We start from the raw sequence: 24,121 nt of genomic DNA on the forward strand, positions 1-24,121 counted from the left end.
TATTCCTTCCCCCCTTGGGGGGCTTCTGCTTCCTTATTCCTTCCCCCCTTGGGGGGGGCAGGGGGGGGTTCTTCTTCCTTCTTCCTTCTTCCTTCGCCCACTAAACACTTGAGAAATGTAACTTGAGATAGATAAACAAGTCCTATTTTTATTCGTATGCTGAAAGAGTATTGAAATTCCTGATTTTGTAATGCTAGCCATTTACCAAACCACAGACATTTCAATACATCAACCATAGTATGCAAGGAGCATTTTTTATGAACAGACTAACTGCGTTTATCAAAAAAATTCGATTGGGACAGTTGTTAACAGTGTTTATGGCGGGCCTTTTAGTGTTCGTTAGCACTGCTTGTAGTGGCACGGATGTGATTGCAGGAAAGACTGCCGACAAACTTAGAGAAGAAGTTCCTTCCGAGGCTGTAACTTCTGAATATAAAGGTGGGCAGAACCAATATAGCGATGTCGATCCCAGAAATGCCAACATGACAAAAGTAGAAGCACAAGCCAAGATGCTGAAGGATGAAGCACAGCGCCGCATCGATACTAAAGCTAGCAGCAATGTGGGTGAAAATGTCCGACGGGTGGCAGATGAAGGCCCTGATAAACTCAAGGACATTGGCAACAAATTGAATGACGATGTTCGCAGTGCTCAGGAGAATTTAGATGAGTTTGGGAAAAACACCAAAAAAAACATGGCTAACCTTAAAGAAAATACTCGCGATGGTGTGAAGGGAGCAAAAGAAGTGGTTAAAGAGGCCACTGAAGGGGCAAAAGACAGAGTAGCAGAGGGTAAGGATGCCCTTCAATACAACCTCAAACAAGGCAAGGAAAATGTCAAAGATGCTGTGGAGACTGTAAAGTCTAACGCTGATGATGTCTCGGACAAGGTTAGCTCTAAAGTGAACCGAGATATTGATAGAACTCAGCGAGCTGCTGAAAGAGCGGTTGATGCGATCGACTAATCATATCAATTCTGATTGCACCATCAGGTGATTGTCGATGTTTATTTAGGGTAGATTGGGAAGACGATCGCCCACTTTCAACCCTAATTGGGCTGCCCTTCCTCCTCGGAGTTCCATCACTGCATCAACAGGAACATCCGGGCCGTAGTTGGGGCAGTTTTCAGTTAAACAGGGAGGCACATTCGGAATTATCGCCTGCACTACCCCTCCCCGCAAAAAAATCATATCCAGTTCAATAAATACATTTTTCATCCAAAAACGTACATTTCGCGCCGGTTCAATGGGGAACAACATTCCCCTGTCTTCCGGCAATTCTGTGCGAAACATCAGACCAATTTGTTGTTCTTGGGGAGTTTGGGCCACTTCCAATCCGATCGCGCGATCGCCGATGTTAGTATTAACAGAAATTGGCAAAATCTGACCCACATCAATCCCCCCAAACAGCGATATAAAGTTGGATTGTGATAAATTAACTATTTCCGCAAAAGCTCCTAAATATTTGCCAGTCTTTTGATCTTTCATCACAGTTTGGTTATCGGAAACAGAGATATCTAAGTCGCTAAACTTCATGCCATCTGTCAAGACAATTTTATCATTTCCGTTGCCAAAATCGGTAATTAAATCGGCTCTATCTAGACTCGATGGAGCAGCGGTTATTTCCATCACAAATAAATCATCCCCCGCACCACCTGTCAAGATATCTTTGCCTTCACCACCGATTAGCAAATCTTGGCCCCGATCGCCATTAATGACATCATCTCCTTGTCCTCCATAGATGGTATCGGTTCCCTGCCCTCCCGCGATGGTATCAGCGCCTTCATTTCCGGCGAGCCAATCATTTTCCCGATCGCCAAAAAGCAGGTCATTTCCCCCTAAACCTTGAATTGTGTCATTACCCGCCAATCCTCTAATCAGATCGCTGTTGGGACTTCCCAGAAGAAAATCAAAGCCGAAAGTACCTTCGATATTAGCCATTTTCTATTTAATAAAAGGAAGCTTTGGCGATGGGCATTCGCCAACCAGTACCAAAAGCGCGATCGCTAATTTTCAAACCCGGAGGCGCTTGTCGCCGTTTAAATTCCGCCTGTCGCACTAATTTTAGTATACGCGCAACCACCGCTTCATCGTGTCCCGCCGCCACAATTTGTTTCACAGATTCATGATTTTCGATCCATCGCTCCAAGATGTCATCCAAAATATCATAAGCAGGCAAAGAATCTTGGTCAATTTGTCCCGGTTTCAGTTCAGCACTAGGCGGTTTACTAATAATATTACCAGGAATTATCTCCCGGCCAAGGGGCGGGGACGGGGACGGAGAGGGCGGGCACGGGGGCACCGCCCCTACAGACTCGTTCCCAGGCTCAGCCTGGTAACGCAGATCTAGAGGCTCCGCCTCATCTTTCCCCTTCCCAATTCCCCCAGCATTCAGCCAGTGACAAAGGGAATAAACGCGAGTTTTGGGCACATCAGAAATCACGGCCAATCCGCCATTCATATCGCCATAGAGAGTACAGTAACCCACCGCCATTTCCGATTTATTACCAGTAGAAAGCAGCAAATGGCCAAACTTATTAGAAATTGCCATCAACAGATTGCCGCGAATTCGGGATTGAATATTTTCCTCAGCAATGCCAAAAGGGGTATCGGCAAACAAATTAGCTAAAGTGCGATCGTAAGCTTTCATCAAATCAGCGATGGGCAACATTTCCATCCCAATGCCCAAATTTTTAGCTAATTCCAAAGCATCATTCACAGAATGATCGGAACTATAGGGAGAAGGCATGAGAACGGCCAACACATTTTGGGGTCCGATCGCATAACTAGCAATCGCAGCCACCAAAGCCGAATCAATCCCGCCACTCAAGCCCAATACAACCTTAGAAAAACCACACTTACGAACATAATCTCGTACCCCTAAAACCAAAGCAGCCCAAATTTCTGCATCCCCAACCTGCGGAGAAAAATTTAAAGTGGCACGCTTAACTTCTGTAGGATTTTGCGAGGTAATGTCCACTAAATCCCGTTTAGCTTCGTCATATTCAATCACCCCAAAATCAGTTTTAAAAGAAGCTAGTACCTGAATTAATTCACCGTTTCTGTTGATACAAAAACTGCTACCATCAAAAATAATATCATCATTTCCCCCCACCTGATTAGCATAAACAATGGGTATACCTGAGCGAATTACGCTATGTTGCAACATAGACGATCGCACTCCCCGCTTTCCCGCAGCATAAGGCGATGCCGACAAATTCAACACTAAATCCACACCAGCTTTGACCAAATCCAAAAAAGGTTCACCCGCGTAACTGCGTTTCCCCCAAAACTCCTCATTGTTCCACACATCCTCGCAGACGGTAATCCCAATTTTAATGTTACCTAACTTAAAAAAATCGCTTTGGGTTCCCGGTTCAAAATACCGATCTTCATCAAATACATCATAGGTAGGCAACAAACGTTTATTAAAAACTTTTTGGATGCTACCATTTGCCAACAAAACAGCACAATTAAACAAGGATTTTCCGCCTGCTTTCACAGCGTTAGGATTCGGGATAGCAGTGCCGACTATCACTGCCAACTCCCCTGGTAACTCCTGGGCTAATTGCTGCAACTTATCCCCAGCCGCGGCAATAAAACTAGGGTTCATCAACAAATCTCGTGGTGGATAACCTATCAGAGAAAGTTCCGGTGTTAGCAATAGATTTGCTCCTTCACCCGCAGCCTTTTTTGCAGATTCCAGAATCAAGTTGGCATTGCCAAAAATATCACCAATAGTAGGATTTAGTTGTGCGATCGCAATTTTCATATTACCAAATTACCTAATCTAGAAGGAAGAAGCAAGAAGGAAGAAGGATTACTCACGAATCAGACTTGTAATGCTTCATCTCTTCTTCAATGAAATGATTGACCAAATCCCGATAGAGCTTTTCCACCACATCAGCATTCAAACCCGCTTCCTGGGCCCATTCACGCCGCTGTTGTAACATAGCATAAAAGCGATCGGGCGCTTTAACACTGGCTTCACTGGTTTTGAACCTAGCCGCCGCAATGACGTATTCAAATCTCTTGCTCAAAGCATCGATGACTTTCCGATCGATTCGATCGATTTCTTCGCGAACTTCCAGAATATTCGCGCACTCATCTGGGGCTTTCATCGCCTGTACTCCTGAATTTTTTATACTGTCATCTTACTAAATTTATCATCTAATGTCATCCTGTAAACAATTAAATAAATACCAGAGGTTTATCCTTTAAAGGGGCAAAAGCTGCCGGATCGAAGCGATACAAACTCGCAGGACGACCGGCCCCCCGCGAAACTTTTACACCGGTATCGCACAAAAAACCTAGTTTCAATAATCGGGCGCGAAAATTAGAATAATCTGAAAAATTGTCCCCCAAAATAGTAGTATAAAGTTGATACAAATCGCTTAAAGTGAAAAGTTCGGGCAAGACTTCAAAAGCCACGGGACTATATTCCAGTTTATTCCGCAAGCGCCGGTATCCGTATTCGAGAATTTGATTGTGATCGAAGGCCAACTTAGGAACTTGTTCCACAGGATACCAAGCAATGCCACTGACACGGTTGCCGGCACCAGCAACCACACTCCCAGCAATTAATTCAGCTTCTTCCAAGCGAACTAAAGCAAAGTAACTGACAGAAAGATAACGATCGCCTCTGGTGAATTCCCTGGGGTCGCGCCCCGGTTGTCCAAAAGTATACAATTGCTCCAAATACAAGTTTTTCACCCGAATTTTTTCCGACAAAATCCGATAAGCTGCATTCTCCAGAGATTCCCCATGGCGCACCAGAGTACCTGGAAGACTCCAAAAATCGATAAAAGGTTCGTCATGGCGCATTACTAACAGCACCAACAAGCGATTTTGTACGGTATCAACGGAGAAAATAACATTATCTACTCCGACTTTAAAGTCAGCTAATGAGCAACCTTCGCTCTTCTTTGTGCCTCGTGCCATGCGTATAAATGCTCCCTATTAATATAATCTTCGATGGTAGGAGTTAGGGCTTCTGTGTCTCCTGTTTCCCGATAGGATGTTGAAGAAACATCGGGAGCATTCAAACAGGCGATCGCCACATCCGCACCCCTTCGTCTCAACTGCCACAAATCTAACTCTTGTGGTGGATAATTAGGTCGTGGTACTACTAGCAATTGCACTTGTTTTAACAAATCTTCAACTTGATACCAGCGAGGCAATTGTTCCACTAAATCTGAACCTATTACTAGGGTAAACTCGGCACTTCCCCACATTGATTTTGCCCGTGCTACAGTTTCTAGCGTCCTTGGACTGCTGAGTTCTGGATATAAACAAAGATTTTGCTGGGGCGAATTAATTTCTTGAATCATTAACAGCAGCATTGCCGATCGATGTTCCAGAGAAGTTTGGTGAGATTTAAAAGGATTGTCCGATGCCCAAACTGCTACCCAGTCAAAATGCTGAGCCAGCCAATTAAGGATAGTTTTGTGTCCGGCAGTAGGCGGATCGGCGCTGGTTCCAAACAAGGCAATTCTTTTCATTGGGGAATTGGGGATTGGGGAATGGGGAATTGGGAATTGGGAATTGGGAATTGGGGATTGGGAATGGGGAATGGGGAATTGGTTATTTGTTATTTGTTATTTGTCGTGTTTTATTGGTGAGATTTTGCAAATCGGTAGAAATTTCTACAGGTGGCGAAATCGGGTTATTTAGTTGGCGAGTTGCAGGGGGCAGACTGGCGACAGAAGCCGCAGTGCGTTTCGCGATCGCCTCTAAACTTTCTTGACCATACAATCGTTTTCCTTCCTTGACAACCAACTTCATTAATGTTATGGAAGCATCATAATTCTGAGGTTTTTCCTCAGACAATCCCAAACAATCTCCGAGAATTTGCCCATCTTTAATCTGTCTAAAAATTTGCTTCCGTCCCGGATATGTCACTTTGCCACTTGCCTCCTTCATCACTGGAATTCCGTCAATTTCCACCAATTTATAAACACCATTGACAGGGGAACCGCTCACCAACTTCGTTCCCAAACCGTACCCGTCAATGCAAGCGCCGGCATTTTTTAATTTAGCAATTTCCGCCTCGTCCAGATCGCCGCTGGCAATAATTGGAACTCCCGGCAGGATCGATCGCACTTCCCGCGACAATTTCACCAAATCCCCAGAATCCAGCCGCACACCTTCCAACACTATTTCACCGCTGTTGACGCGATCGGCCAACAAGCGCGCCGCCGCCACAGTATCATAGGTATCGATTAACAACGGCGCACCGGGAAAATAGCGGTGAAACGCCGTAAACGCCTGCTCTTCACTACCTTCGAGAGCACTGACAGCCATCACCAAAGCATGAGCCATTGTACCGACTGGTTTGCGCCCCAACCTCAAAGCAGCCAAAACATTAGAAGTCCCATCAATCCCCGCAGCCAGGGCCGCCCTAGCCGCCCACACAGCAGCTTGAGGGCCAAAAGCCCTGCGTGTCCCAAATTCCAGCAACTTAGCATCAGGGCCAGCCACATCGCGCAATCTGGCCGATCGCGTCGCAATCAAAGTTTGATAATTTATGACATTGAGCAAATAAGTTTCCACCAACTGAGCCTGCCACAGAGGAGCCTCGATTCGTAGCAGTGGCTCATTGGCAAATACCGCCGTCCCCTCCGGCACCGCCCAGACATCGCCAGTAAAGCGGGCTGTGGCGAGTAGAGTCCAGAATCGATCGGGGGCATCAGCAAAAATCCCAGTGGACTGCAAAGCCGCTATTTGCGAGGCTGAAAACTGAAATTTCTCTAGATAATCGAGAACTTGAGCCAAGCCCATGGCGATCGCATAGCCAAAACCTTCTGGTAAGCGCCGCGCGAATAATTCAAAACTCGCGACTCGCCCGTCGATCCCTTCCCCGACGTAACAAGCCGTCATCGTTAGCTGGTAGAGGTCGGTCAATAAGCTGTAATCTTCAGAGGAAAGACACAGTTCTTGGTCTTCTTGGATTTGGTCAAAACTTTGATGCTGCAAGCTTTCTGTGGCAGTTTTCATGGTAGAACCCCGGCAAACTCCTTTGGTTAATTATAGTGACTCACACCATATTTTATATAAATTTTTGATTAAGATTTTAAATTTATGTCTGAAAATTTCCTTTTTATAACTCTGTGATGCCTAATTGCCTGTGGATTGACCGATGAGTGTTATGGTAAGATTAATAAAAATTATCCAGCAGTTTGTCAATGAGAGCCCCGCAACCGGGTTTTTGACCAAAAAACTGGGATGGCGACTTCTTCCTTCCGCCCAAGGAGGCGACTTCTTCCTTCCCCCCTTGGGGGGGGCTGGGGGGGGTTCTTCTTCCTTCAGCTTGCTGCGATAGTTGCGGACTAATAAGTAATTCAAATAAATATTGCTAAAGCAATCCCCAGGCAAAAAATCAGAGTAATGTATAAAGTATCAGAACCCAGACGAGAGAGGCGAATTTTATGAATCTTTCTAAGTCTTTGACAAACGCAATGCGTTACGTTTCAGAAGCAGCTTTGCGACTTTTTAGCCCCAGCGATGACAACTATCCCAATAGTGGAGTTCAACCTTTTGAGGGTAAGTCTTCCAAAAGCTCTAAACGGGAATAATCAACGATCATTTAGGGAGTTTCCCTCGCGATCGGCAAAAACCCTCTGTGTAACGGCAGATAGGCGATCGCCTCACACAACTCGAACAACAACGGTAATTTTTAATCACTACATCCAGAACCCCGAATTTTTAAATAATTCGGGGTTGTAACTAATGATTAATTACAAATTACCAATTACCCAAAACTGATTTAAGAAAAAGGCGATCGCCGCACTCCCTAGCGGCACTGTCAAATTGTCCACTCCCCACTTAGAAACCGACTCCAAACTAGCAGCAACTACAGCCACAACCGCAGATACCGCCCAAGTTTGCCAAACATTTCCTTGCACCGCCAGCAAAATTAAACTACTGACAACAAAACTCACCACATACATAGTTGCAGAACCTTCCCAACTTTTCTTAATTCCCCAAACTCGATAAATATGCTGGCCGTATTTCTGCCCGATGACAGCCGCCAATCCGTCCCCCCAAGTCATCACCAAAATGCCCAAAGCAGCATATTCCTGATGTTGCAGTGGCCAAAACCAAGCCACCAGAATGCTGATAGTAACAGCATAAAAAAAAGTACCCCAACTTTGCCGATTTATACTGTTGAGACTAGGTAAAATCGGCACTTGGTAGGAAATTAGGGCGATCGCAGCGGCTAAAATTCCCGCCGTTATTCCCACCCAACCAGGTATTTCCAGCCACCAAGCCAACAAAATCACATTCCCCGTACCGATGTGCACCACCTTCCGGGAAACTTCTGGATCGACGGAAGTAAAGCGATTTAACCCTTCAGCCACCAGTAAAATCAAGCCCAACCAAATCCCTACGAGGGAAATTTGCAACCACACAGTCGGAATTTCAGCAACTATAGACACGATATTAGGGGAAATTTAGATAAAGCACTGTTTACTACTTTAAACGTAAAACGCGGTATTAGATTCCCGACTTCTTTAAGTGCTTAAGTAGTCCCCATCGTGGTAAAGTCTAGCTAGTCGATCGGGATGTGATTGCTATGCAGTATGTATTAATTATTCACGAAGTAGAAAATTATGAAGCCTGGAAAGAGGTATTCGATCGTGCTGCAATTATCCGAAAAGAAGCTGGAGAGCGATCGTATCAAGTCTTGAAATATGAAAATGAACCCAACAAAATTGTTCATTTCTCCGCCTGGACATCAATCGCAGATGCTAGGGCATTTTTTGAGTCGCCTAAACTGGTAAAAATTAGAGAGGAAGCGGGAGTTAAAGCTCCTGAATTTATATATTTAGACCAATTAGAGTCAGGGGTATTGTGAAATAGCTGGCGATCGCCTCTGTGTAATCTCAACATAATGCAAGGGATTTGATGCCTAATTATTACTATCCGTTTCCTGCTGACAATGCTGTCACTATGGCTGTTACTGCGGGACTAAGGCTAGACAAAACAACGACGGAAGCAGTAGCAATAATAATAGTCGTAGCCATCCTCACCATACCATCAGTCCCTTTCTGATATGCGTCAAACTTGTATTCCAGGCGATCGACTTTCTGACCTAGTTCAATTAATCCTGCCCTGAGCTGAATCAATGATTCTCTGATGTCATCATTGCTGGGATTTTCTGGTATCTGCATGGCGATTTATCCTATTCAAACTACAGACCTTAGCTTTAGTCTATCAACATCATAACATAATTAGACACCGAATGTTTTCATTAAGTAAACTTCAGAGTTATGAGAGCTTGTGGAACAGGCATCTTGCCTGTTCATGAGAATGGTGTAATATCTCAATTGAACCGAACTTAATATTAAAATTCAGAATTCAGCACTATTCACCAAATTTCGCACAATCTCAAAAGCCCTTCCCCGCAACTTCATAGGCAACAGCGACAGCCCCAAACCAGCCCACATTTTCGCCGCTGAAACCGACTTTCCGGCCCGCACCATCCCCCGCCCTTTCTGAGTTTCACCCACCTCAATCAGCCGCAAACCCAGCGCTAATTGAGTTTCTGCAATCCTTCTGAGCCTGACAGATTCCAACTTTTCCGCATCAAACTCATAACCAGTCAAATAGCGCAATTTATCAGTCAAATAGGGAATAGCCCGATCGCTCCCTTGCTGTGCGGCATGGAATCGATATTCCATCAAAAGTTCCGGCAAATAATAGCATCTTTTTCCAGCGATAGCAAGTCTGACAAACAAATCGTTATCTTCACAATTTTGCCAATTTGGCCGCAGAAACCCTACCTCTTCCAACGCAGTCCGGCGAAATAAAGTTGCCCCTATTTGCAAACTTTGTTTCACAAAAACCGTGGTCAACAAATCTTCAATAATTCCCGCCAACAACGAACTGCGGCCCCATCTTTGCGAATTCAGTTTAGTCTGGATTTCATCAATGTGATTATTAATGTCAATCACCCAGTGATCCGTACTCACAAAATCAATGCTGGGGTCTTTATCTAAAATAGCAGATGTCCGTTCCAAAAATTGTGGACTCAGGCGATCGTCATCGTCAAATTTAATAAAATATTCACCCCGATGCGCCGCAAAGCCCGATCGCATATTATTGCTTTTACCGATATGATGCGGGTGACGAATGTAGCTAATCCCTTCATCTACAAATTCCGACATTAACAGCGCTGTGCTGTCAGTAGAACCGTCATCGCAGACAATTAATTCAAAATCTGTATAAGTTTGAGCTAGCACGCTGGCGATCGCACCAGCCAGCAAATGCACTCGATTGTAAGTAGGAATACAAACGCTAATTTTGGGCACAAACTTATATAGCAGAAGGAAGAAGGAAGAAGGAAGAAGGAAGAAGGAAGAAGGAAAACGCAGCCACTGTCATAGTTTCATTGATTCAGAATATCCTAACCGCCGAGAAGGTTGCTATCACATTTTAGGTTAAGGTATTTTAACTCAAACGAGCCGTACATTCCAAAATTAACTTTTGATTGACCAACGCAAAAGGTTGAATTTCTAAAGCGCGACGAAAAGCTTGAATTGCATTTATGTATTCTCCCAAAGCAGCGTAGCACAAACCCCGCCCGTGCAAAGCTCCAAAATGAATTGGGTTGAGTTTGAGGACCATGGAGCAGTCCTGGAGCGACTTTTTATAATTTCCTTGGGTATAGTGAAGTACGGCGCGCCGATTCCAAGCTTCCGCAAAATCAGGTTCTTGAGAAATCAGTTTGGTTAACAAATCTAAAGCGTGGCGAACATCACCCGCATCCAGGGAAACTTGCGATCGCCTGAGAATTTGCATCCCGTACTCTCCCTTCTGGTGAAACCAACAGCGCCAGAGTTCTGTAGTCGCGCGATCGCGTACCCTTTCGTCGGAGTTTTTCAAGTCTTCCAGCAGCGCCTTAACAGATAATTCGTCCATAGGTGCGAAAATTGTTAAACAGGTTTTATTAATCAATCTTATCGCTTGGCGGTAACTTTATTTATGAGTAGTGGATGCACTATCAACCTAAATACAAGGTTCCTAGCCATCGTCATCCACCTAAAATGACATAGTTAGGCTCAGAAAACGGATTTTTGCCTAAGTCCTGTTTGTAGAACATCCCATGCAGATTTTAATGCTTTCCTCCACTTTTCCCTATCCCCCAAGCCGCGGAGGAACTCAGGTAAGGACATTTCATTTATTAAAATATTTGAGTCGGCGGCATCATGTAATTCTCGGAACACTGCGATCGCCCGATGTCACCGATGCACAAATTCACGAATTGCGCCAGCAAGTTGCAGAATTAGCCGTTTTTCCCAACTCCCAAATACCCCCCCAACCCCCCCTTACCAAGGGGGGGCTAAGACTACCCCCCCGAAGTTGGGGGGGGACTGAGGGGGGATTCTATGCAATCGTCGGAAAACTAGGCAGATTTGCTGGATTTTTGCAATCCGGGATACCTCCCAATGTACTCTCAAGCTACTCGCCAGCAATGCAGAATTGGGTAGATGAGTTAGTCACAGCAGGGAAGTGCGATGCTATTACTTGCGAACACAGCGTTAACGAGATTTACGTCCGTCCACAGTGGCGACAAAAACTCCTGACAGTCGTAAATATTCACAGTTCAGTTTGGGGAACTTGTAAGCAAATTTTAGAAACAGGCACATCAGAAAACCCCCTGCGCGATCGACTCAATTTACCCCTCCTAGCCCGCTATGAAAAACGCTACTGTGCCAAATTCTCTCGCATTGTGGCGACCACATCCACAGACAAGCAACTACTTCTCCAATTGTTGTCGCCTAGAAACATGGAAAAAAGAATAGACTATTTCTCAATGCCAACCATTGAGGTAATTCCCAACGGAGTTGATTTAGTCGAATTTCCCCATCGGGCGATCGATCCGGGAGGACACACCTTAATCTTTGCAGGGGCGATGAACAATTTGCCCAACATAGACGCAGCCAGATTTTTGAGCTTGGAGATCTTACCAATCCTACAGCAACGCTATCCCGATACTACCCTCACCTTAGTCGGAACTTCCCCAGTACCCTCCGTCTTGGCTTTGGGGAAACTACCAGGAATTCAAGTTCTAGGCAGAGTCCAAAAGGTGGCAGAATATTTGCATCAGGCTACTGTTTGTGTAGTCCCGATGCGAATTGGTTTGGGGATAAAAAATAAAACTTTGGAGGCGATGGCTGCTGGAACACCCATTGTTGCAAGCGATCGAGGTTTGGAAGGTTTAGCCATCGGCGGTGAGTCACAACCGATCTTGGCCTTGCGCGCTAATGAAGTTCAGGAGTATGTTGAAGCGATTAGCACTTTGTTTGAAAATCCACACCTAAGACACGAATTGTCTCAAAATGCCCGATCGCACATCGAAACCCAATACACCTGGGATACCATAGGTCGGCAATACGATCGACTATTAGACATCTCGCCAAAAGCCTGTTCTTAAAAGACTGTAAGACCTGTTCCACAATAATTATGGGCCATGTCTATGGCAATTTTAAACATAAATTCTAAAATCTAAATCCTAAAATTTCACGATGGAACACAAAATTAACCCCTCCAAAAATCGAGCCAAACCCCCAGAAAATGCCAAAGTTCCCCCCACCAGACGCCGCCGCCAAGCCCGACGCACCCAAAATTCTCCAGAATCTCCATCTAAAACCCCCAAATCAAAAACTCCTACCCCAACATCCGTCGCCAGATATCCCTGGAAAAGACTGATCGCTAATTTCACAGCCCTCAGCGTGTTGTGTGGCTTCGCTGCTTTGATGGGCGGCGGCGCATGGCTGAGTTATCAACTGATTGTCGATCCCAACGGTAACAAGTTGATCGCTAAATTTGTGCCGGAATGGTCTCGGCTTCCCCTCGCCACCAGAGATTCTATTCAAACTCTCGATCAAATTCAAGCTAGCATCCGTAAATTGGGATTTGTCACCGGAGAACCTCTGCCACTTCCTATCAATAACTCCACTGATTCTTCGATTTCTGATTTACTCTTACCTGTGATGGTGGAAAGGACTGTTAACGCCACAACATCCTGCAAAAATCCTTGTCGTCAAATTGTCGAACTTCGCGTATACAAGCGCGTGCAACTTCCCGATCGAGATTCAGATAAAGTCGAGTATTTTCAACTAACCAGTTCCGTGAATGTAGAAGGTCCAGCAGAATCTTTTGTACTCGCTTCTTTAGCTGACTCCAAGTCAGATAATCTTGGCTCGAATCAGTCTCTACCTTTAACCGAACTGCGCCGATTTAATGGCAAAGCACCGACTTCGGGAATTTGGTTTAATGTCAGCGGTCAATTAGTACGGGGCGATAAAAAACTTCCCTACGGACAGGTGGTTCGCTACAACCCCAGCCAAAATCATTTAATCTCGCTCTTGGAATGGGTGAGTGCCGCCGGACAACCGCCCAATTGGCAACAAATTGTTAAGGGTTCGTCTCCACAATTGGCGATCGATCAAACAGTTGGTTTGGAACCCCAATTTACTCTTTATCAAATTGGCCCGCGCAAATTTGTCCCGAATCCTGTTCAGTTAAACCCGATTTCTTTGGAAGAATTTGCTTTAAATGACGAAACCTACAAAAATGGTTTGCGACTTGCCAAAAGTGGTCTGTGGTCTCCAGCTTTAAATGTGATGCGTATTGCTAAGGGAAAAGCCGGTGCTAATTGGCCGACTCTGGCCCAAGCTCAGCTAGATACTATCGAATTTCATGCTAAAATTACTAAGGCTCAGGCGATCGCCTCTTGGGCCAGTCCCGGTCAACAAGTTCTCGCAGAGTTGATAGACGGTCGCTGGAGAGAGGCTTTGCAGGTATTTGAAGCCGATCCTAGCAACAGTCACGAAATTGCCAAAACCCTCAAAAATGACAATGGCAAACTCTTGAATCGCGTAGACGCAGCTTTGAGAGTGAATTCTAGTGATGGGGATGTCAAAGCTTGGGGCGCACTCATCATCGCCGCTCAAGATGGAACTCGCGAGGCGATGAATTGGCTCGATCAACAATCAGATACCGACAGCGAAACTAGGAACCGTATTCGGAATTTAGTCAATAAACTTGACGAATCAGTTTCCCTAGCTGAAAGTTTAGAACAGCACAAAAGCCAAATTATGGGTTCGGCTACTTTACTTAGCACTATTAATCCCAATGAATGGATGGAACCAGAACCTAAAAATCAGTTAAAATTGACAGAAAAACAAGTTTGGTATCAGGTGCAGGTCGCCAGTTTCTACGACGGAAACCGCTGGGTTAGTTCGCCCTTTTTAGATATGGAACTCAAATCTTTTCCTGCTACTCAAGTCAAGTGGTTATGGGGCAGGCTTGGCTTACTCGCCGACCCGAAAATTAAAATTGAGGTGGCGATGAATAACGGTCTACAAAGAGTCGCTTTGGGAACAGTGAAAGCTGTGCAGCTTCAAGACGGAAATCTACGCTTGCTTGCAGCAGTTGAGAAGGGTTCTTAAGCTAATGAAAAATAGCAGACAGAAGGTAGAAGGTAGAAGGCAGAAGCCAGAAGCCAGAAGTATCAATTCTCCCCCTCTCCCACTCTTCCACTCTCCCCTTCCCTTCTGGGACAACAACACAAACAACTATTTTCTTAACTCAATTTACAAAACTCGCACACAAAAGCCCCTGAACTCTTAGCTTTCGCTCTTTTTAGAGAGTGCTGCAATCATCTGGCGTTTGACGGCTTTAGCCCAAAGCTCAAACTCTAAACTGTTCGTGGTTTTAATTTTAACTTGCTCAACAGGCTGAGGTGGGGCTTTTTTTTCTACGGTAGTATCCATGATTTTTTCCTCGTCCAAAAAAATAGTAGTCGATCGTCAACGGTCAGGAGCATACCTCTATTCTATTAACTAATTGCAGGAATTACTTCTATTAAATACATATAATTTTATCGATAGATGCAGTAAATACATCTAGAGGATGCAATTTACGAATCTAATTTTAAAACTTCCTGCAATCTGTGCGTGCCATAAGTTTTAGCTGATGTTTGATTATGACAATTTAGGTTCTCAAATATTATCAAACCAAGACTTATGTTAATCTACTGATAGTTAAATGAATGTATTTGTGTATACAGCAGATAATCATTTTTTGACCTGTCATAAAATATGCAGAAGCAAAAAAAAACAAGCTCGTCAATTAATGGCTCTGGTCTTAATACTAGAGGATTTTTGATTATTAATATTTAGCAACATTTTTTATTGAGATCGCCTGTGATTTTAATTGAAAAATAAATATTACCGCCCACCCCAGACTCCACAACAAGAGAATTCCGTGCTTCCAAGGCGATCGCCTGCATCTGCCATTCGCAGTAGAATCAAGCCCTAATTCCTCTCAAAAATTGTCAGAAATTTTCCTACGCCCAAAGATAGACTAAACACTCAGCAATTTCTCTGCTTTCTAGGTTCTTATTTTCCAGGAAAACCAAACTTGTTATCTGGAATCTTCCGGAACTTTATTTAGAAGAAATGAATCTTAGAAAGTATCAGCAAAGAATAAATATTTATTGAGCGAGCGTACTCATCCAAAAACCACTGAGCAAGGTAATATCATATAGCTCAGTAGATAGTAGTTCTAAGCTTTTGAGCTAACAAGAAAAAACTTGTAATCTCCTCATGAGACAGGGTTTGCCTAAATTTTGATTCATCAATCAAACGGAGTGTTTTTTACACCCTAATTAATAGATCAAAATTGATCTAGGAGAAATTCCATGAAATTTTTAAAACTCTTACTGGCCACCACATTAATGTCTGCTTCCATTAGCTCCGCCTTGGCCCAGGAAAAAGTGGAAATCTTAGGTGCAAGCTATGGTGGTAGTGGTTGTCCCGACAGATCCGCCAGTGTCAGCGTCAGCCCCGATGGTCAAGAACTAACCATTCTATTTGATAAGTTTGTAGCCCAGGGAAATATCTCCGCAGAAAAACGCAAAAGCTGTAATCTCAGCATTCCCATCAAAGTACCTCAAGGTTTCCAAATTTCTCTCTACGATGCTGATTATCGTGGTTATATCGCACCAAAAACTAGCGCCAACTTAAGAGCAGAATACTTTTTTGCAGGCAGCCGAGGCCCAATTTTTTCCCGGAATTTTAACGGGGAAACGAACTATAACGTTCGAGATAGCTTAGCCACTGTAGCAGATGTTTGGTCTCGTTGTGGTGACAGCATCAACATGAGAGTCAATGCTGCGATGACTGCCAGTGGTGCTGGTACGGCCACCGTTGACTCCTTCGATCTGGCTCACCGTGGTTTGGTTTATCACATCAAATATCGCACCTGTCGCTAGATATTTCCAGAGGGGGAGAATTTTAGCTCTCCCTTCACCCTTCTCCCTTGAGACTAGATAAATCTGACAAGCTCTTGCACATCTAAATCAACTTGAGTTATAACCGATTCGGAGTAGCATCAGTCACAAGGAGAACCCGTGAAATATTTTTCAGTAGTAATGTATTTGCTGCGGGAACGGCAACAGTTTCTAGAAGAAATCCGCGAAGGTGTTAAGCTCAAATCTAAAATTTTCGGGCTGTTGATTTCTAGTACAGTATTTTTTTCCATTTATGGAGCAATTTTAGGTGCATCTAGTACGTGGATGCAATGTCTAGTGTCAGCAATTAAGCTACCAGCACTTTACTTGCTGACACTGATTATTTGTTTTCCTACACTCTACTTTTTCAATGTCATGTTTGGTTCAAAACAAACTTTTGAACAGTATTTGGCATTGTTAATGACAGCAATGGCGATGATTAGCATCTTGATGTTTGGATTTGCACCTGTAAGTCTATTTTTTTTACTGAGTAGTAACAATTACAATTTTTTCCTGTTGTTGAATGTTGCCATTATGGCAATTACAGGATTTTTAGGAATTAGTTTTTTTTATCAAGGAATGCACTTCCTCTCCGAACAAGATGCTGAAGGCAAGGATATCCGGCTAAATATTTTGCGCTTCTGGTTGGGACTTTATGCCTTTGTTGGGAGTCAGTTGGGATGGACTCTCAGACCTTTTTTTGGGTCGCCGGGAATGGTATTTCAACTATTCCGAAGCCGAGAAAGCAATTTTTATATGAGTCTCTGGGATTCAATTAGGTCTATAGGAGGGTTTTAATTAATGCTAAATTAAGGAGATTTGAAATAGTGATACAATCGGACTTAGATGAATTACTAATTCCTGAAACGGAGTTAGAGGAATTGAGCGGCATAGCTTTGGGTGACGGTTTTGCCGGTAATTTTTACAGACATGGCGCTTTCGGAGACAGCAGAAAGCTATTTTCTATGCTGTTAAATGAGTTGCTGATATTTTGCGTAACCTTAGTGGTTTCCCTCCCTGTTGCTTTACTGGCTACTCAACATAAAGTTGGTTCCTTTAGCGATTCTCAGATATTTGTTTGGGTTTTACAACTAACCTTGGGCTTGTCCGTAGCCATTGCTGTAGCTTGGAATTTGTATAGATGGGTAAAGGCAAGGCCTCTAGCAACCTTGGCTGGTTTGCTAGATGAAGTTGACAAGTATCATGAGGTGATTAAGGCTCTCGATATTATCGATCGCTTAATAGCCGTTGGCAATCTCCAAGCCAATTTGATGAATCGAGAGGATGCAATTGAAGCATTAAACGTTACTAGGGAAAGTTTAGTTTGTGCTTTAAAAACCGAAAGAATTCTCCGGGAAAATCAGGAGTTTATTGGTCGTCGTTACGAATTATTTGCTAATATTGAAAGTAATTTGGCTGCCTTGATGGCGATGGATGTGAGCGATCGAGCAACTGAATATGGGAGATTGTTGAATGAGGCTTTGGAGATTGGCATGAGCGTACACAAAGAGGTAAAAAAGTTACAAAATGGCAAGTAAATAGGGCTTATATACACGCAATGTATTTATGTCATTTCTATGATTTTGGTAAGGGTTATAAAAAGGCGATCGCAACTAGGAGAAGCCCTGCGTACTTTGTCAACATCTAAAATTTCTAACAGTTTAGGAGCGTGTCGTGTTTTGTGATATTTACCTTTAGATGTTTTATTAGTGGCTGATGTCAGCCACTTACTCAAGTTGTATTTTGAAACTTTCTCCAAACTTTGATTTTCCAGCCTTTTGTAAAGATAATCTGCTTTAAATCCCCCATTATAAAACTTGTTTAAAGCATCAATATCAGCAATAAACCAAGCCTCCATAGTTTGTACCATTAAGTGGCAACAGGCATCATCAATCCCCAGCGAATCCAAAATCCAAGGTTGATCTTCTTTTCTGCTTCTTAAATGCTCCCAAGGTGTGTGACTTTCAGAAACAGGAGATTCTGAATCAACAAGCAAAACATTAAAAGCCTCTGGATAAGATTCCACACTCATTAGGAAATCGTCGCAAGCATCGCGGCGAGATCCAGACATGATTGACAGGATTTTTATGCCTTTGCTCTCTGCGAAATCGTAGAGTTCTTTGAAGAGATGAACAAAACCCGCTCGCAGCCCCGCTGTGGTCTCTTTTCCTGCCGGAATTCTACTCCTAAATCCCGGACGTGTTGGAGGTATATTTTCTGTTGTACTTTCATCTTCACTTTCATCTCCACTGCCTTCAATATAAATACGAATCTCTCTTACCATCGGTTTCCTCCGATGTGTCCCATCCGCCACAAATCTCCTAGAGTGTACTTTTTCAGCCACTGTTTAAGTTGCTCAGGCTCTAGACGGCGCAAGTGAGTACCTGTGTTATTCTGTTCGCAAACTAAGACTGATTCTGGAACTTCACTCAAACCAGAAACTAAAGCATCAGAATGAGTAGTAACAATTATTTGAGTTCTTTTAGATGCCGCAATTAGCAATTCAGCAACAGTAGATAAGATATCTGGATGCAACCCTAATTCTGGTTCTTCAATACAAATCAGGGGCGGTGGACTTGGGTGGCACAGCAAAGTCAGCAAGCACAAATAACGAAGCGTACCATCTGATAAACGGGTAGCAGGAATTGGTCTATTGAATCTTTTATCCCTGATAAATGTTTGTATCGTACCGCCATCAATTCTAGTTGTGATGTCACCTACTGCCTCGTAAAACTTTTGCAACTGCTCTAGCAGCAAAGGTGTAAAACCTTGGAAATTTAACTCGTGCAAAACATGAGCAAGGTTACTTACATCTTCTTCAAGAAAGTCATTTGGTAAATCAGATGGTTGGGGCCTTCTTGGTGGCGTATACCTGCCTAAATTCCATTCCCGATAAATACGGATCTTGGAAAACTGATTGTTTAAGTAGGCTAATTCAGGGTAAAAATATTTGTCTTGTTTTTGGGACAAAACTGATTGAGAAAAATTTATCTCGTCACGGCTAAGATGGCGTTTTCCGCTATTAGTGTCTTTACTTGTTCCCTCTTCTGAGACCTTTCTAGTATTTAAGACTGGATTGCCATTTCGATAGCGGTAGAAAAAATATACATCTTTATAACTTGGGGCAAATTTTTCTTCCTTTTCTACAGCTTCATCTACAATTTCTAGTTTTTGACCTAACATCGTGAAAGAGATTTTATAGAGCAGAGGGGTAGTTTCTTCAGGATAATCTACGATTGCCTCGATTGTAGCTGTTGGAATATTGTTGGAATTTTTTTCATCACCTTTCCAAAGCCACTCGCCAATACCGCCTCCTTGCCGAAATGGAGTATTTATATCATTGGGTGTTGACTGTAAAATCCCCACCGCATCAATTAGGTTCGACTTCCCAGATGCGTTGGGGCCAATTAACACATTCAGGGGTTGAAGTTCTATTTCCTCTCCTTCACTTCCGTAGGATAGAAAGTTTTTTAAGCGAAGAGTTCGGATAAATCTTTTGCCTTGCATCTCATCCTCCTATTTAAAGCTTTTGATATCTTCAAGAATAGTATCACAGTTTCGTCATTTTCAGGTCAGTAATGCCCAGATTACTGACCTGAAAATAGAATTGATAGCTAAGTCCTGGATTCGGCTCGCAATTTAATCATTTCAATCCTCAAAAATATCCAACTGTTCGCCTTCCGACTCTTGTTTCCCCTCTTTCTTCACACCCTTCCGTAGTCCGATCGCAATTTTACTGTGTTTCTCAATCTGCTTCATCACCTGTCTTGCTCTCTCAATTACCGAGGTTGGTAAACCAGCTAATCTCCCCGCTTCAATCCCATAAGACTTATCAGCACCTCCAGGCTGAACTTGGTGCAAAAATACTATTTGATCGGGCAATTCCTTGACCGTAACTTGGTAATTTGCTACATTATTTAAAATAGAAGCTAACTCATTCAATTCGTGATAATGGGTAGCAAAGATTGTCCGCGCCCGAATCTCATTCGCCAAGTATTCTGCCACAGACCAAGCAATCGAAAGTCCGTCAAACGTCGCCGTTCCCCTGCCAATTTCATCTAACAAAACCAAGGATTTTGGTGTTGCGTGGTTGAGAATATTTGCAGTTTCATTCATTTCTACCATAAACGTAGACTGACCTGTTGCCAAATCATCCACCGCGCCAACGCGGGTAAAAATGCGATCGCAAATTCCCAAAGTAGCAGCTTTCGCCGGCACAAAACTCCCCATCTGCGCCATCAACTGAATCAAACCCACCTGCCGCAAATAACAACTTTTGCCACTAGCATTCGGCCCAGTTAAAATAATTAAATCCGGTCGATTTAGCGCTTCTTCCCGACCCAAAAAAGCCGAATTAGGTACGAAAAAGCCCGGAGGTAAAGACTTTTCGACCACCGGATGACAACCTTCAATAATTTTAATTTCCCGACTTTCAACCATATTTGGACGACAGTAATTCTGATAAACAGCTACTTCTGCCAAACCGCACAAAACATCGGCTGCGGCCACGGCGCGGGAAACATTGCGAATAATTTCGGCGTGTTCTCCTACCTCGGCGCGTACTTGAGCAAAAATATCATATTCTAGTTGATTTAAATCTTCCCGCGCTGTCAGAATTCGTACTTCTCTTTGTTTTAATTCTTCTGTGCTGTAGCGTTCTTCATTAGTGAGAGTTTGCTTGCGCGTGTAGTCATTTGGTACTTGGTCTACTTTCGATTTTGTAATGCTGATATAATACCCGAAAGCTTTATTGTAACCTACTTTTAAATTAGAAATTCCGGTGCGTTTTCTTTCATTTGCCTCTAAATGAGCAATCCACTCCTGATCGGCTGATGCTGTTTGCCGCATTTCATCTAGTAGGGAATTAATTCCCGAACGAATCAACCCTCCTTCTTTTAAATGAATCGGCGGTTCGTCAACTAAATGAGCGTGAATTTTAGTTGCTAATTCTGCTAAAATTGGCGGGGCATTTTGCAGTGATTTCAGATAGGGCGATCGACCTTGGGCTGCAATCGCAGCTAACTCAGGCAGTTTTTTTAAAGAATCAGCTAAAGCGACTAAATCTCGCGGGCTAGCTGTTCCAGAACCAGTGCGCCCAGTCAGTCTTTCTATGTCGTAAATTTGGCGTAATAACTGCTGCAAATCTTGGCGCAGGTAGTTATCTTCTACTAATTCTTGAATCGTGTCATGTCGCGCGCAAATGCCTTTAATATTCAGTAAAGGTTGCAGCACCCACCGCCGTAAAGCCCGACCTCCCATTGCAGTGCTAGTTTTGTCTATCGCCCACAGCAAAGAACCATGAAAAACCCCATCTCTCACAGTTTGAGTAATTTCGAGATTGCGACGGGTTTGATAGTCTAGTGTGAGAAAATCCGTGATGGTATAAGTGTGTAATACTTGCAAAGGAACGGCATTTCCTTTTTGAGTTTCTTCGAGATATTGCAGCAAACCCCCGGCTGCGCGTACTGCTAAGGGAAGCTGTCCACACCCCATACCTTCGAGCGATCGCACTTTGAACTTTTGCAGGATTCTCTGTTTTGCCTCTCCCAAAGTAAAGGGAATTTGCGATCGCAAAGAATAACAAAACGAACTTGGTAAACACTCTGGTAAATGATCGGATTTTTCGCCTGGTCTCAACATAGTCACCAAATCGGGAGCATTCGTTGGTACTAGCACTTCCGACGGTTGCAAACGCAACAATTCTAGATTTAATTGTTCTAAACTATCTGCTTGTGTAGTGACAAATTCTCCGGTAGAAATATCTGTATAAGACAATCCCCAATGGGTTCCAGCTATAACGATTGCTGCTAAAAAGTTATTTTGTTTGGGTTTAAGCATTCCGTCATCAGTCAAAGTTCCGGGAGTCAGAATTCTGGTAATTTCGCGCTTGACTTGACGGCCTTCTCTAGCTGCGATCGCTGCATCTTCTACTTGGTCACAAACTACTACAGCATAGCCTTTTTCTACTAACATTGAAGTGTAGCGATCGAGTGCATGGTGTGGCACTCCTGTCATCGGCACTCGTCCAATTTCCTTGCCGCTTTCTTTGCTAGTACAAACCAGCTCTAATTCCCGCGAAATCGTCACTGCATCTTGGAAAAAGCACTCAAAAAAATCTCCGACTCGAAATAATAAAAGTGCGTGGGGATATTGTTCTTTGACTTCCACATACCGCTGCATCATCGGTGTCAGCTTATTAAACTCTAGTAAGCGGTAGTCGGCATTACGAATATTTGCTTGATTGGGGTCTGTTGGGGTAGATGCAGTGTAAGGCATAAAAGGCGATCGATAAACTTTAATCTTTCACAACTTTAGCGCAAGCTCGGCATTTAAGCAGCACTTGTGATCCAAAACCCGCCCCGCCTCGAATCTATATCGACGAGCCCTGACTTGAGAAGTTTGAGGCTGCAACTTACTCAGTACACTTAATGAGCTGGTCTGTAGTCGTAAGATGCGGTACACATCCCACCTTACTACTATAGATAAGCTGAGGTATATGTAGATTTTATACTCAAGTTTGATGAAATTTTTGTGGCGGCATCACTCCTAGCCATTTTGACCTACTCGTGGGCGAAGCCAGCACGAAGTGTTTATTTACTTCCTGGATGGTTCGAGATTTGAGGTTGAACGGCGCAAATATAATTTAGAGAGGAGGATTTTTACTGTAAATTTTAACTTCTTGCATAGTATAAGTCCTGACTCTCAAAAAAAGTAATTGCTAAGACTATCAAAGCTCGGTATCCAGTGAATGAAGCATTTATGGTCATACTTTAAAGCAATTAACCGATATTTTAGTAGCTTGATTTTTTACTAATTTTAGTCTTGATAATAGCCAAAAGATATATTTTTTAATCATACCTTGGATAGAGATAAGTAAAGTTTTATACATTTAAGATTGAGAAAATCAATGCCCTAATTTAGATACTGAGCTAATCGAAAATTTCAAAGAGAACACCAAAAAATGTTCGTAGCTAACTAGAGGAGAACCAAAAAATGAAAGCAGTTTGTTGGCACGGAGCAAATGACGTGCGAGTTGATAATGTACCTGACCCAACAATTATTAATCCGCGAGATGCGATCTTCAAAATCACATCTACAGCAATTTGTGGCTCAGATTTGCACCTCTTGGGGCTGCGGGCCGGTGGGGCAATTTGCAATCAGAAGCGCGTTTATGCTGGGTGCCGATAGAGTAATTGCGATCGACCGCTTCCCGGAACGCTTGCAGATGGCTGCTGCGGCCAAAGCCGAAATCATCAACTACGAAGAAATTGATGCGGGGGAAGCCGTCACCGAAATGACCGGGGGGCGCGGGCCTGACGCCTGCATCGACGCTGTGGGGATGGAAGCCCACGGCACGGGTCTGGACGCTTTTTATGACAAAGCAAAGCAAGCTGTGCGCTTGGAGAGCGATCGACCCACCGCATTGCGACAACTGATCCTGGCTTGTCGTAAAGGTGGCACAGTCTCGATTCCCGGCGTTTACGGCGGCTTCGTAGACAAAGTGCCATTAGGTGCAGCTTTCAACAAAGGTTTGACCATGAAAATGGGACAGACTCACGTTCAACGCTATTTGCGGCCTTTGCTCGATCGCATTCAAAAAGGCGAAATTGATCCCACCTTTGTAATATACCTCTCCCATAATTTCTCTGGAACAGGCATCGTGCCTGTTCTTAACTGTCTTTTTAGGAGATGTCTAACAACAAAGCCCCTTTCTAGAAGAGAGAAAGAGGCATTATGTGTGGTAAATAAATCCCAGGCATCGAGCTATTTTCTCAGGCAGTGACCCGCCAAATATCTTCGCCACCGCAGCGTTTAACAACCG

The 24,121-nt window shown here is 43.6% G+C and carries 25 protein-coding genes; 10 read left to right on the forward strand and 15 right to left on the reverse strand.

From position 1 onward, the window contains the following. Positions 1 to 257: 257 nt before the first annotated feature. The gene (locus ACBR23_RS07090) at positions 258 to 962 is read left to right on the forward strand and encodes a DUF6658 family protein (protein ID WP_371119232.1); all 705 of its coding nucleotides are present in this window, start codon (positions 258 to 260) and stop codon (positions 960 to 962) included. Positions 963 to 1,007: 45 nt separating this feature from the next. On the opposite strand, the gene ACBR23_RS07095 is transcribed toward ACBR23_RS07090, so the two are convergent. The 7 genes from ACBR23_RS07095 to ACBR23_RS07125 form a co-directional block, all read right to left on the reverse strand. Further along, positions 1,008 to 1,937 (reverse strand): DUF192 domain-containing protein, encoded by a 930-nt coding sequence (locus ACBR23_RS07095; RefSeq protein WP_371119233.1) that lies wholly within the window; start codon positions 1,935 to 1,937, stop codon positions 1,008 to 1,010. 7 nt (positions 1,938 to 1,944) lie between these two features. Continuing rightward, positions 1,945 to 3,768, reverse strand: a complete 1,824-nt coding sequence (locus ACBR23_RS07100) for an NAD+ synthase (protein ID WP_371119234.1) — start codon at positions 3,766 to 3,768, stop codon at positions 1,945 to 1,947. A 52-nt stretch (positions 3,769 to 3,820) separates the two neighbouring features. Further along, positions 3,821 to 4,117: an isochorismate lyase gene (locus ACBR23_RS07105; RefSeq protein ID WP_371116819.1), complete on the reverse strand. Its 297-nt coding sequence runs from the start codon at positions 4,115 to 4,117 to the stop codon at positions 3,821 to 3,823. 70 nt (positions 4,118 to 4,187) lie between these two features. Next, the gene (locus ACBR23_RS07110; RefSeq protein ID WP_371116820.1) at positions 4,188 to 4,937 is read right to left on the reverse strand and encodes an NUDIX domain-containing protein; all 750 of its coding nucleotides are present in this window, start codon (positions 4,935 to 4,937) and stop codon (positions 4,188 to 4,190) included. After that, positions 4,898 to 5,497, reverse strand: coding sequence for a nicotinate-nucleotide adenylyltransferase (locus ACBR23_RS07115; protein ID WP_371116821.1), 600 nt, complete (start codon positions 5,495 to 5,497; stop codon positions 4,898 to 4,900). The genes ACBR23_RS07110 and ACBR23_RS07115 overlap by 40 nt, the downstream gene beginning before the upstream one ends. Positions 5,498 to 5,579: 82 nt before the next feature. Continuing rightward, positions 5,580 to 6,992, reverse strand: coding sequence for a nicotinate phosphoribosyltransferase (locus ACBR23_RS07120; RefSeq protein ID WP_371116822.1), 1,413 nt, complete (start codon positions 6,990 to 6,992; stop codon positions 5,580 to 5,582). Between the two features lie 120 nt (positions 6,993 to 7,112). Beyond that, complete coding sequence (locus ACBR23_RS07125) at positions 7,113 to 7,340, reverse strand: hypothetical protein (RefSeq protein ID WP_371119235.1); 228 nt, start codon at positions 7,338 to 7,340, stop codon at positions 7,113 to 7,115. Between the two features lie 83 nt (positions 7,341 to 7,423). Between ACBR23_RS07125 and ACBR23_RS07130 the strand changes: the two genes are divergently transcribed. After that, entirely contained in the window at positions 7,424 to 7,570 is a 147-nt protein-coding gene (locus ACBR23_RS07130; protein WP_340522099.1) for an isochorismate synthase, read from the forward strand. A gap of 162 nt (positions 7,571 to 7,732) precedes the next feature. Here the strand turns inward: ACBR23_RS07130 and ACBR23_RS07135 are convergent, their stop codons facing one another. Then, positions 7,733 to 8,434, reverse strand: coding sequence for a diacylglycerol/polyprenol kinase family protein (locus ACBR23_RS07135; protein WP_371116824.1), 702 nt, complete (start codon positions 8,432 to 8,434; stop codon positions 7,733 to 7,735). Positions 8,435 to 8,571: 137 nt separating this feature from the next. On the opposite strand from ACBR23_RS07135, the gene ACBR23_RS07140 reads away from it, so the two are divergent. Beyond that, positions 8,572 to 8,853, forward strand: coding sequence for a putative quinol monooxygenase (locus ACBR23_RS07140; RefSeq protein ID WP_371116825.1), 282 nt, complete (start codon positions 8,572 to 8,574; stop codon positions 8,851 to 8,853). A gap of 64 nt (positions 8,854 to 8,917) precedes the next feature. On the opposite strand, the gene ACBR23_RS07145 is transcribed toward ACBR23_RS07140, so the two are convergent. From ACBR23_RS07145 to ACBR23_RS07155, 3 genes are all read right to left on the reverse strand, one after another. Further along, the gene (locus tag ACBR23_RS07145; protein WP_371116826.1) at positions 8,918 to 9,169 is read right to left on the reverse strand and encodes a hypothetical protein; all 252 of its coding nucleotides are present in this window, start codon (positions 9,167 to 9,169) and stop codon (positions 8,918 to 8,920) included. Positions 9,170 to 9,349: 180 nt separating this feature from the next. After that, positions 9,350 to 10,309 (reverse strand): glycosyltransferase family 2 protein, encoded by a 960-nt coding sequence (locus ACBR23_RS07150; RefSeq protein ID WP_371119236.1) that lies wholly within the window; start codon positions 10,307 to 10,309, stop codon positions 9,350 to 9,352. 139 nt (positions 10,310 to 10,448) lie between these two features. Next, positions 10,449 to 10,919: a tetratricopeptide repeat protein gene (locus ACBR23_RS07155; protein WP_341736947.1), complete on the reverse strand. Its 471-nt coding sequence runs from the start codon at positions 10,917 to 10,919 to the stop codon at positions 10,449 to 10,451. Positions 10,920 to 11,103: 184 nt separating this feature from the next. On the opposite strand from ACBR23_RS07155, the gene ACBR23_RS07160 reads away from it, so the two are divergent. Together ACBR23_RS07160 and ACBR23_RS07165 are read left to right on the forward strand one after the other, a co-directional pair. Further along, positions 11,104 to 12,435 carry a glycosyltransferase family 4 protein gene (locus ACBR23_RS07160; RefSeq protein WP_371119237.1) on the forward strand — a complete coding sequence of 444 codons (1,332 nt, stop codon included), beginning with the start codon at positions 11,104 to 11,106 and terminating at the stop codon, positions 12,433 to 12,435. Between the two features lie 91 nt (positions 12,436 to 12,526). After that, a complete protein-coding gene (locus ACBR23_RS07165) occupies positions 12,527 to 14,455 on the forward strand; it encodes a hypothetical protein (protein WP_371119238.1) in 1,929 nt (642 codons plus the stop codon). 177 nt (positions 14,456 to 14,632) lie between these two features. Here ACBR23_RS07165 and ACBR23_RS07170 read toward each other — a convergent pair whose 3' ends face one another. Then, positions 14,633 to 14,779: a hypothetical protein gene (locus tag ACBR23_RS07170; RefSeq protein ID WP_341734867.1), complete on the reverse strand. Its 147-nt coding sequence runs from the start codon at positions 14,777 to 14,779 to the stop codon at positions 14,633 to 14,635. A 929-nt stretch (positions 14,780 to 15,708) separates the two neighbouring features. Here ACBR23_RS07170 and ACBR23_RS07175 point away from each other — a divergent pair. The 3 genes from ACBR23_RS07175 to ACBR23_RS07185 all read left to right on the forward strand — a co-directional run bounded on the left by ACBR23_RS07175 (position 15,709) and on the right by ACBR23_RS07185 (position 17,837). Further along, complete coding sequence (locus ACBR23_RS07175; RefSeq protein WP_341736950.1) at positions 15,709 to 16,281, forward strand: DUF4360 domain-containing protein; 573 nt, start codon at positions 15,709 to 15,711, stop codon at positions 16,279 to 16,281. Between the two features lie 138 nt (positions 16,282 to 16,419). Further along, a complete protein-coding gene (locus ACBR23_RS07180) occupies positions 16,420 to 17,097 on the forward strand; it encodes an actin-binding WH2 domain-containing protein (RefSeq protein WP_341736951.1) in 678 nt (225 codons plus the stop codon). A 29-nt stretch (positions 17,098 to 17,126) separates the two neighbouring features. Then, entirely contained in the window at positions 17,127 to 17,837 is a 711-nt protein-coding gene (locus tag ACBR23_RS07185) for a hypothetical protein (RefSeq protein WP_371116830.1), read from the forward strand. A gap of 26 nt (positions 17,838 to 17,863) precedes the next feature. Here ACBR23_RS07185 and ACBR23_RS07190 read toward each other — a convergent pair whose 3' ends face one another. The 3 genes from ACBR23_RS07190 to mutS all read right to left on the reverse strand — a co-directional run bounded on the left by ACBR23_RS07190 (position 17,864) and on the right by mutS (position 22,575). Next, a complete protein-coding gene (locus ACBR23_RS07190; RefSeq protein ID WP_371116831.1) occupies positions 17,864 to 18,583 on the reverse strand; it encodes a DUF4276 family protein in 720 nt (239 codons plus the stop codon). Further along, positions 18,577 to 19,806, reverse strand: coding sequence for an AAA family ATPase (locus ACBR23_RS07195; RefSeq protein WP_341736954.1), 1,230 nt, complete (start codon positions 19,804 to 19,806; stop codon positions 18,577 to 18,579). The genes ACBR23_RS07190 and ACBR23_RS07195 overlap by 7 nt, the downstream gene beginning before the upstream one ends. Before the next feature lie 141 nt (positions 19,807 to 19,947). Next, the gene (gene mutS, locus ACBR23_RS07200) at positions 19,948 to 22,575 is read right to left on the reverse strand and encodes a DNA mismatch repair protein MutS (RefSeq protein WP_371116832.1); all 2,628 of its coding nucleotides are present in this window, start codon (positions 22,573 to 22,575) and stop codon (positions 19,948 to 19,950) included. Positions 22,576 to 23,292: 717 nt separating this feature from the next. On the opposite strand from mutS, the gene ACBR23_RS07205 reads away from it, so the two are divergent. Together ACBR23_RS07205 and ACBR23_RS07210 are read left to right on the forward strand one after the other, a co-directional pair. Continuing rightward, positions 23,293 to 23,487, forward strand: coding sequence for a hypothetical protein (locus ACBR23_RS07205; RefSeq protein ID WP_371116833.1), 195 nt, complete (start codon positions 23,293 to 23,295; stop codon positions 23,485 to 23,487). Beyond that, entirely contained in the window at positions 23,471 to 24,082 is a 612-nt protein-coding gene (locus tag ACBR23_RS07210) for a zinc-binding dehydrogenase (RefSeq protein WP_371116834.1), read from the forward strand. Before ACBR23_RS07205 ends, ACBR23_RS07210 begins: the two co-directional genes overlap by 17 nt. The last annotated feature ends 39 nt before the right edge of the window (positions 24,083 to 24,121 follow it).

It is taken from the genome of Microcoleus sp., from assembly GCF_041354475.1.
GTDB lineage: Bacteria > Cyanobacteriota > Cyanobacteriia > Cyanobacteriales > Microcoleaceae > Microcoleus.

Excerpts from the sequence above, each read along its gene's own strand:
- ACBR23_RS07090 (WP_371119232.1), top strand. The coding sequence starts at position 258 with ATGAACAGACTAACTGCGTTTATCAAAAAAATTCGATTGGGACAGTTG.
- ACBR23_RS07095 (WP_371119233.1), bottom strand. The coding sequence starts at position 1,937 with ATGGCTAATATCGAAGGTACTTTCGGCTTTGATTTTCTTCTGGGAAGT.
- ACBR23_RS07100 (WP_371119234.1), bottom strand. The coding sequence starts at position 3,768 with ATGAAAATTGCGATCGCACAACTAAATCCTACTATTGGTGATATTTTT.
- ACBR23_RS07105 (WP_371116819.1), bottom strand. The coding sequence starts at position 4,117 with ATGAAAGCCCCAGATGAGTGCGCGAATATTCTGGAAGTTCGCGAAGAA.
- ACBR23_RS07110 (WP_371116820.1), bottom strand. The coding sequence starts at position 4,937 with ATGGCACGAGGCACAAAGAAGAGCGAAGGTTGCTCATTAGCTGACTTT.
- ACBR23_RS07115 (WP_371116821.1), bottom strand. The coding sequence starts at position 5,497 with ATGAAAAGAATTGCCTTGTTTGGAACCAGCGCCGATCCGCCTACTGCC.
- ACBR23_RS07120 (WP_371116822.1), bottom strand. The coding sequence starts at position 6,992 with ATGAAAACTGCCACAGAAAGCTTGCAGCATCAAAGTTTTGACCAAATC.
- ACBR23_RS07130 (WP_340522099.1), top strand. The coding sequence starts at position 7,424 with ATGAATCTTTCTAAGTCTTTGACAAACGCAATGCGTTACGTTTCAGAA.
- ACBR23_RS07140 (WP_371116825.1), top strand. The coding sequence starts at position 8,572 with ATGCAGTATGTATTAATTATTCACGAAGTAGAAAATTATGAAGCCTGG.
- ACBR23_RS07145 (WP_371116826.1), bottom strand. The coding sequence starts at position 9,169 with ATGCAGATACCAGAAAATCCCAGCAATGATGACATCAGAGAATCATTG.
- ACBR23_RS07155 (WP_341736947.1), bottom strand. The coding sequence starts at position 10,919 with ATGGACGAATTATCTGTTAAGGCGCTGCTGGAAGACTTGAAAAACTCC.
- ACBR23_RS07160 (WP_371119237.1), top strand. The coding sequence starts at position 11,104 with ATGCAGATTTTAATGCTTTCCTCCACTTTTCCCTATCCCCCAAGCCGC.
- ACBR23_RS07165 (WP_371119238.1), top strand. The coding sequence starts at position 12,527 with ATGGAACACAAAATTAACCCCTCCAAAAATCGAGCCAAACCCCCAGAA.
- ACBR23_RS07170 (WP_341734867.1), bottom strand. The coding sequence starts at position 14,779 with ATGGATACTACCGTAGAAAAAAAAGCCCCACCTCAGCCTGTTGAGCAA.
- ACBR23_RS07175 (WP_341736950.1), top strand. The coding sequence starts at position 15,709 with ATGAAATTTTTAAAACTCTTACTGGCCACCACATTAATGTCTGCTTCC.
- ACBR23_RS07190 (WP_371116831.1), bottom strand. The coding sequence starts at position 18,583 with ATGGTAAGAGAGATTCGTATTTATATTGAAGGCAGTGGAGATGAAAGT.
- ACBR23_RS07195 (WP_341736954.1), bottom strand. The coding sequence starts at position 19,806 with ATGCAAGGCAAAAGATTTATCCGAACTCTTCGCTTAAAAAACTTTCTA.
- mutS (WP_371116832.1), bottom strand. The coding sequence starts at position 22,575 with ATGCCTTACACTGCATCTACCCCAACAGACCCCAATCAAGCAAATATT.
- ACBR23_RS07205 (WP_371116833.1), top strand. The coding sequence starts at position 23,293 with ATGAAAGCAGTTTGTTGGCACGGAGCAAATGACGTGCGAGTTGATAAT.
- ACBR23_RS07210 (WP_371116834.1), top strand. The coding sequence starts at position 23,471 with ATGCTGGGTGCCGATAGAGTAATTGCGATCGACCGCTTCCCGGAACGC.